The organism is Bradyrhizobium sp. LeoA1Lang (assembly GCF_055413685.1).
Genome location: NZ_JBVAPG010000612.1, coordinates 1 through 255 on the forward strand (window position 1 = coordinate 1; position 255 = coordinate 255).

Genomic DNA, 255 nt, shown 5'->3' on the forward strand with positions numbered 1-255 from the left:
TTATACCATCTATAAAACGTGGCGCGTGGGATCCCGAGCTTGTCCAGCGTGCGCTTGGCCGGCAGATGCGACTGCTCGACCAACTGGATGATCTCGGCCTTCTCGGACGCAGGGTATCTCATGCCTCTTCCTCCCCATCCCCGTTCATGCTTTTTTTGAGCAGCCGGTTCTCAAGGGTGAGGTCGGCCACAACTTCCTTCAACGCGGCCGTCTCACGACGCAGATCCTTTACCTCGCCGGAGGTTGCCGCACGTG

The 255-nt window shown here is 58.8% G+C and carries 1 pseudogene; it reads right to left on the reverse strand.

Annotated features, from left to right (window positions below):
* Window positions 1–255: pseudogene (locus tag ACZYOF_RS44715) on the reverse strand (helix-turn-helix domain-containing protein); the annotation flags it as partial.